Genomic DNA, 6,930 nt, shown 5'->3' with positions numbered 1-6,930 from the left:
GATTACGAGGCCCTACTGCCATGGAACTGTTCGCCGTCGTCATCTAGCTGACTGCGCCGCCCACTTCAAATCGGTGGGGTTTATGGAACGCTTACCATCAATTGACGAACGTACCTCATTATAGTTGCCCTATTGGTAACCGTCCGGCCACGTCATCTACGTAACTGTTCTGCTCAATCCTCTGTACCGGATCAGAAGAACCCATATACCTTGTGTTGACCTGCTAGCAGCATTCCTGAAGGTATTTCCGATCGCTGTGTAGAGCCCTGCGAAGGGCTACTACTTGTGTCCAACAGCCCATTGCCTGGTTTTCGGCCCAATTGCTATCTATGAGTACGGCCCCGCACCGAGGTAGCGCGACAGCGCTGCCTAGCGTTTCAAACTATAGTCGAGTGATTCACTGTATGAATTTCTAGCGAGTGCACAATGAAAATCCCGGCAGTGTGGCCGGGATTTTCAGTTCCTTGACGTGTTACGCAATGAGCCGGCTCAACTCTGAGTGATTACTCAATCTCACTGGTGTGGCTCAACGTACTGGTTGTGCCACCGACTAAAGCTTTCTGCTTTTCGGCTTCACTTCGCTCTTGATCCTGCTTAATCACAGCCTCTCGCCAATCAGATTGATATGGACGACTTTCCAAGCCGAAGACCGACATCAGTGCACCGCGTAGAATTTCATGGTTGCCAGTCATGCCAAGGAAGTTACGCTCATCTTCGGCACGTTTTTCAGGATCGGCCTCTTGGGTTCTACGCTTGAATTCAATGGCGGTTGGATTAGCAACTTCGAGGAAAATACGGCGGCGCTCATAGGCATACCAATCAAGCACATCGTCACCTGCCTGCCCTTTGAATAGCTTCTCAAAAGTATCAATGAGCGTTATGGCATCCTGAATGCCCGAGGTGAAGCCCATGCCGCCGATAGGGTTGGTAGCATGCGCAGCATCGCCGGCAAGCAGTACCCGTCCTGCACGGAATGTTGAGGCCGCTCGTTGGTGCACTCGATAAGAGTTGGCTCGTTCCAAACGGTACTCAGCCCCTTTCGGTAGCCAATGGCGCAGCCGCTGATCGACTCGAGCCATGCGTTCTTCATCACTTGAACTGCTGTCTTCACCGTAGGCTACGCGCCACAGATTATCGTTGTTCACCCGTGCGATAACTGCCCAATTTACCGGGTCAGAAACCATGTTGGAGGCAGCATATCCATGCTTGCTGAAGTCGAAGAATATGTTAGTGGCCATGAATGTGTCTGGCCAGGTAAAGCCGTCAAAGCTTGCACCTATCAGTTTGCGCACCGTACTACGTGCCCCATCAGCACCGATCAGCCAATCTGCTTCGAGCTGATGCTTACCACTGCTATCACTGATGTTTGCAACCACACAATCATCATGCTGCTCAATACTGTCCAGCGTTGTGTTCCAGAGCACCTGACTACCAGGAAAAGTAACGAGTCGTCGGAGTATCATTTTGGCAAGCACATCCTGACCAAAATGCAGGACGTAATGATAAGGCGTAAGGTCTTCTACAAGGCGATGATCCATTCGTCCCACGTTGCCAGACTGGGCAAAGTAGCATTGATAGTCGTAACTTTCCGGCCCGAGTTTTTTGGCCGCTTCGAGTAGTCCAATTCTATCCAGGGCTTTGACTGTCGAAGGCAGGTAAACCATCGCTCTAGGTGAGTCAACCACTTGTGGTTCGCGGTCAATGACGGTGACTTGCGCCCCTCGTTGAGCCAAACCAAATGCAGTAACAAGGCCAGCAGGCCCGGCCCCAATAATGATGATGCGTTTACCTGCAGTCATCGCGTATTCCTCTTGTTGTTTTTCGAGTACTTGGATCAGGGTTTGAAAGCTTCTATTGCGGGAGCGGTATCGGTGAACTCTTTCAGTTTCTGCAACAGCCCATTCCGAACGATGAACAGGAAGTGATAGCGATTGTTGTAGATGCGCTCGTTGTTCAACTCAGCTCGTCCATCTACCTCGACAGCAATACGCTCTCCGTCTTCGGTTATGCCGCGAATGGTAAATTTCATTGAGCGAATAGCCGGCAATACAGAGCCTAGGAAGTTCGCGAAGGTGGCCTTGTCTATCTCGCCAGTGTTCGGTAACCAAATCACGGCATCATCGCTGACCAGTTCCAAGGCATTCGTTAGGTCGCCGGCTTCAATGAGCGTCAGATATTCAAGTGCGATTAAGCGATTCGAAGAGGTTTGCATGGAGCTCGCACCTCATCGTCTTAGCAGCATGCTGATCAGGAACAGGGTGAGTTTTGCGCTTAGAAGTCGGAAGCCGCCGCGCAGCTCCTCGGGGCGCAGCTGTGCAGATATCGGCATTGCTCCAAACGCGGTTCCCTTCAGAATCAGTCGATTTCCATCGCGCTCTAAGGCATCGATTTTCATCAGTTCGCTACCGTCGGGGGAATAAAGTCTCATTGCATTACGCCTTATTAAATTGGCTGAAGTTCATTTTTAGGTCGTCGAATACACGCATTGCGGCAGCGCGGCCGGCACCGAAAACACCGCCGCCCGGGTGTTGGAATGGGCCTACCAGATACAGCCGGTCGACGCCTGGAACAGTGTTTCGGCCAAGATCTGGAGTTGGTCGGTGAGCACCGAATTGGTGCTGGTGTCCTGCGATCCCATGAAGGTCGCCACGCTGGAAGCTTGGAGATGTGCGCTGCATATCGAGAGGTGTGTCGACATGGCGGCCAATGATCAGATTGCTGCTCAAGTTATGGAAGTAGGGTGACATGCGCTCCAGCAGTCGGTCGGCATAGGCTTCCTTGATCTCGTCCCAATACGCAGCAGGGCGACCGTCAACTTCGAATGGAACGTAAGCCCAAGCGTGCATGGTGGCTTTGCCCATCGGAGCGCGACTGGGGTCAATGTTTGTCGGGGATGCGAGGGCAAGAAGCGGATCTTTTGGCAGCTCGCCATATCGAACATCATCAAATGAGCGACGGAAGCGAGCAATACTGACCGGCAGCAGTTCGATAAAGGCTGCTTTGTCGACATGGTTCCCAGCTTTGAACTGGAGTTTTTCTTGCAGTGATGCATGGATAGTGATGCAGGCACAAGGCGAAGTAGTCGTTCGTTCTGCTCGTTCAAAAACATGAGGCGCTACGCCGGCCTCATGCAAATACCCGCGTAGGAGGTGTGGGTGGATACCTCCAATGACTGCATCTTTAGCTTCGAAGCGTCTACCGTCATGCGTTAGCACAGCCGAAGCCCGGCCAGCTTTGGTCTCAATTATCGAGACGTCTACTTCGGAAATGACCTCGCCGCCATGATCTTCGATGCAACGAATCAATGCAGCGGTGAGTGCACCGCTGCCTCCGACTGGAATACCAATTCCGTATTTTTCCATAAAGCCAAGGAACATGAACAAGCTAATACCGGAGCCAAGCTCCTCCGGACTAGCAAGGTTTTCGCCAACCATGCGCGCGAAGTGCAGGCGCGTTTTTTCATGTTCAAACCAGTCGGTAATGATTTCCCAACTGCTCTTCATCATGGTGGCAAACATCTCTCGACCTTCTGGGCTTTGATCCATCATGGCGAACTGAGCACCCATTGGAACTGGTGCTGAGTAGAGCGTGCCGATCAGCATAGGCAGATAGTGAGCGGCGATCTCAGAGAATTTCAGGTATGCCTCAGCGTCTCTCTGGGAGAATTTTGCAAGCTCCTGGTAATTGCGTTGGCGATCACGGTAGAGGCTCAGAGTCGTTCCATCATCGAACACTGAGATTAGAGGTACCTCGGGGTAGATGTACTTCAGTCCATACTTACTGATGAGACCCAACTCATCGTTGCGTATTAGCGGGTTCGCCTGGATGAAGATATGACCAACGCTGTGCTGGTCATGCTTGAACCCTTGAACCGTGAGTTCGCGCGTGACAACGCCGCCACCAAACCAGGCGTTACGCTCAAGTACCAGAACTTTTCTGCCGGCTGCTGCTAGATACGCAGCGGCTACCAAGCCGTTATGGCCGGAGCCAATGGCTACCACATCGTAAGCCATGGACATGTTTGGTTCCTCTTGTTTTTATCGAATCGAATGACTTCACGATGCGACAAGCAATCAGACCAAGCACCTATCCATGGATAGCGTAAAGTGAGAGTAGAGCCGCAAGGCAGAGCTTGCAGCTCTAGTTATCGGAGGATGCCAAGTTGGCGAGCCCTCTCCGCAGCTTGAGAACGCCGGCGAATGCCGATCTTGTCGTAGATCTGCTGGAGGTACCACTTGATGGAGCCTTCGGTCATTCCGAGTTTGATACCTATCTCCCGATTCAGCATGCCAATGCTGACCATCTTCAAAATATCTAATTCTCTGCTGTTTAGAGCGCCGAAAATGGCGCTGCCTTGCTCATGGGGCGCTGCTTTTGGCGTGGGAGTGGCGGGAACACTACCATCCACTCTTTCCAATAGGTTGCTTGCGAATGCGTCCGCTGGTTCCCCCTCGAGTGTTGCCGCCCGCAGTTGATCGCGTAGTAACCGCACTAGCCATTCACCTTCATCCAGGAACACGCGAATGAATCCACAAGGTGCTGCCTGGAACAATGCTCTACGCAGAGCACGTTGCGCAGCTCGCTCATCACCGGTAAGCAGTGATAGATGCGCGATGATGACATTCCAGCGAAGCGCGCTACGAACTGCGTTGGCTGCTTCAAGATGACGATTCCACAGCTTCGCCAGGTTGAGAGCTTCGACAAGCCGGTCTTCGGCTTGAGCGACCCTTACCCAACAAAGGGCACGCGCCTCATCGCGAGTACTCACATTTCGATGAGGAGTTACATCGCTTACTGGCCCTCGTAGTTTGTTTTTCCGACCAAGACGAATGACCTCGTCTACTTCACCTTGGCGCAGTAACCATTTTATTCGTTCGGCCATGCTGAAAAGGCGGAGTCGTTCGAAGCCATGCTCGTTGGCGAACACATCTGCTTCATCTAGCATTTGAAAGGCGTTAGCCTTGTCACCATCAATCATGGCTATGCGTGCACGCGTCAGCCAACCAGCAATTGCCTGATCGACGAAACCAAGGTAACTCGCATGCTGGAGGTACTGCTCAAGCAGCGTACGAGCTTGCTGCAGTTCGTCCCGCTCGTAGTGCACTTTAGCCAAATGAACCGCAATCATTGCCGCCAAAGGTGAGCCATGGCCTGTGATTTTTATTGCAGAGCGCAAGGCTGAGCTGAGTGACTGAATAGCTGCATGGGTGCGACCTGCAACGAGCCTTGCGGGTGCTAAAACTGCATTGTGGAAGACTTGTGCCGCTTCGCTGGGTAAGCGCTTGAAGTTTTCCATGCATATGGTATTCAAACGCTCCACTTCATCGAGCTGATAGTGCTCACGAAGCGCATATAGTTCTGCAGTGTAGAAACTGCCTTTCACTAAGGGGGGAGCGTCTTGGTAATTTTGCTGTAGGTACTGGGCTTGCGCCTGGACGGCGGAGGGGTTGTCGCCGAGCATACCGAGCATCAGCTCTCGGTGGAGCCATTCATAACGAAGAGTCTGAATGCGATTTTTGGGAAGAAGATTGTCTCGTTCGATCTGATTAAGGCGTACTTGAGCCTTTTCGAGCAGCGTCTTGCAGATTTCAAATTGCCAACGAACCTCCAACTGCCAAATTTGGTTAAGGATAATGGCGGGAAATCGCATTGCAACTTCCTCAGGCAACATGTCCACGAGCGCCCACGCATGAACGTTAGACGAGAAGATTTCGACGTTGTAGGTATCCATAATTTCAGCTGAGCGGAGATAGTCTTTTGTAGCTATCGCTTGATTGAAGGCACCCACGTAATCTCCGGCCTGAATCAACCATTCACTGGCCAACATGTGAAGCTGAAGCATGTGCTTCTCGTTTATCTGACGAAGTTCTCGCCTCAGGAACTCTGCAAAAAGTGGATGGTATCGGTAGCTTTTTTGCTCCTCGTCCATTGCCATTAGGAACAGCCCTCGACTCTCGCATTCGCGGAGCATGGCTTGGCTATCCTGTTGTCCAGTGAGCGCATTGCAAACGTCCGCATCGAGACGCTCCAAGATAGACGTGTGCAGCAGAAAGTCGCGAATTTCCTGCGGTTGACGGAACAGTACGTCTTGCAGAAAGAACTCTGAAAACTGACGTCTCTCACCAGAAAAATTGGCCAAGTTATACACTTGATCAGGATCGTGCCGCAGCAAAAGTGCGGCTAAAACCAAGCCGCCGGCCCATCCTTCAAGACGGATCTCAAGCTGACTTAATTGCTCTTCAGGAAGAGATTCCACCCTTAGAAAGCGAAGGAGAGAGACGGCTTCCTCATGATTTAAGCGCAGATCTCGCACATTTATATCTGAAACCAATCCTTGCATTCGCTGCCTGGCTACAGATAGACAAGGCTCACCTCTGAAGCTGAGGATAAAGTGCAGATGTGGTGGTGCTCGTTCCGTCAGCATGGAAAGGCAGCGAACCGCGTCACTACCTGCAAGATGGTGAACATCATCGATGAATAGATAAATCGGCGTCTGATCACCTTGCAGAAGCTCTAAGAGGGCCGTGAGTGATTTGCCTAGACTGGTCTCTCCAACCCTGGTAAGCAGCCCGTTTACGGGGATCGGTTGGTCAACAAGCTCCAGGGCTGCTTTGAGGTAGGCACTGAACGTGGCTAAGTCTCCATCTCCGTCTTCAAGCGAGAGCCAGGCAGTCTTGGCGCCGTCTCGCTTCAACTGTTGGTAATGCTGCTTCAATAGTCCAGTTTTGCCATATCCAGGGGGAGCTTGAACGAGTGTTAACGGAGTATTGGACGAGGCCATCATGCGCTTGAGCAAGCGCGGAAACGGAACCAGATTAACACAGGCAGTGATCGGACACAGTTTTGAGGCTATCAGCGATAACTGCAGGGGGGCATGCAGGGTTTGGAACATGCTATTGGTATGACTACGCATGGGGCAGTCTCCGCGGC

The 6,930-nt window shown here is 52.0% G+C and carries 5 protein-coding genes; all 5 read right to left on the bottom strand.

Annotated elements, in window-relative coordinates; all coding sequences use genetic code 11:
* Window positions 1-503 precede the first annotated feature (503 nt).
* Complete coding sequence (locus tag BLP82_RS24790) at window positions 504-1,799, bottom strand: FAD-dependent oxidoreductase (protein WP_092174317.1); 1,296 nt, start codon at window positions 1,797-1,799, stop codon at window positions 504-506.
* A 35-nt stretch (window positions 1,800-1,834) separates the two neighbouring features.
* Window positions 1,835-2,212 carry a nuclear transport factor 2 family protein gene (locus BLP82_RS24785; RefSeq protein WP_092174313.1) on the bottom strand — a complete coding sequence of 126 codons (378 nt, stop codon included), beginning with the start codon at window positions 2,210-2,212 and terminating at the stop codon, window positions 1,835-1,837.
* A gap of 12 nt (window positions 2,213-2,224) precedes the next feature.
* The gene (locus BLP82_RS24780) at window positions 2,225-2,428 is read right to left on the bottom strand and encodes a hypothetical protein (RefSeq protein WP_092174310.1); all 204 of its coding nucleotides are present in this window, start codon (window positions 2,426-2,428) and stop codon (window positions 2,225-2,227) included.
* Between the two features lie 4 nt (window positions 2,429-2,432).
* Window positions 2,433-4,019 carry a phytoene desaturase family protein gene (locus BLP82_RS24775; protein WP_092174306.1) on the bottom strand — a complete coding sequence of 529 codons (1,587 nt, stop codon included), beginning with the start codon at window positions 4,017-4,019 and terminating at the stop codon, window positions 2,433-2,435.
* Window positions 4,020-4,144: 125 nt separating this feature from the next.
* Window positions 4,145-6,913, bottom strand: a complete 2,769-nt coding sequence (locus BLP82_RS24770; RefSeq protein WP_092174302.1) for a winged helix-turn-helix domain-containing protein — start codon at window positions 6,911-6,913, stop codon at window positions 4,145-4,147.
* Window positions 6,914-6,930: the final 17 nt, after the last annotated feature.

The sequence above is a fragment of the Pseudomonas sp. NFACC37-1 genome (assembly GCF_900101575.1).
GTDB lineage: Bacteria > Pseudomonadota > Gammaproteobacteria > Pseudomonadales > Pseudomonadaceae > Aquipseudomonas > Aquipseudomonas fluorescens_AA.
This window is presented reverse-complemented; position numbering and strand designations above follow the sequence as displayed.

What these genes read in the sequence shown, in the direction of transcription:
- BLP82_RS24790 (WP_092174317.1), bottom strand. Translation starts at nt 1,799, where the DNA reads ATGACTGCAGGTAAACGCATCATCATTATTGGGGCCGGGCCTGCTGGC.
- BLP82_RS24785 (WP_092174313.1), bottom strand. Translation starts at nt 2,212, where the DNA reads ATGCAAACCTCTTCGAATCGCTTAATCGCACTTGAATATCTGACGCTC.
- BLP82_RS24780 (WP_092174310.1), bottom strand. Translation starts at nt 2,428, where the DNA reads ATGAGACTTTATTCCCCCGACGGTAGCGAACTGATGAAAATCGATGCC.
- BLP82_RS24775 (WP_092174306.1), bottom strand. Translation starts at nt 4,019, where the DNA reads ATGTCCATGGCTTACGATGTGGTAGCCATTGGCTCCGGCCATAACGGC.
- BLP82_RS24770 (WP_092174302.1), bottom strand. Translation starts at nt 6,913, where the DNA reads ATGCGTAGTCATACCAATAGCATGTTCCAAACCCTGCATGCCCCCCTG.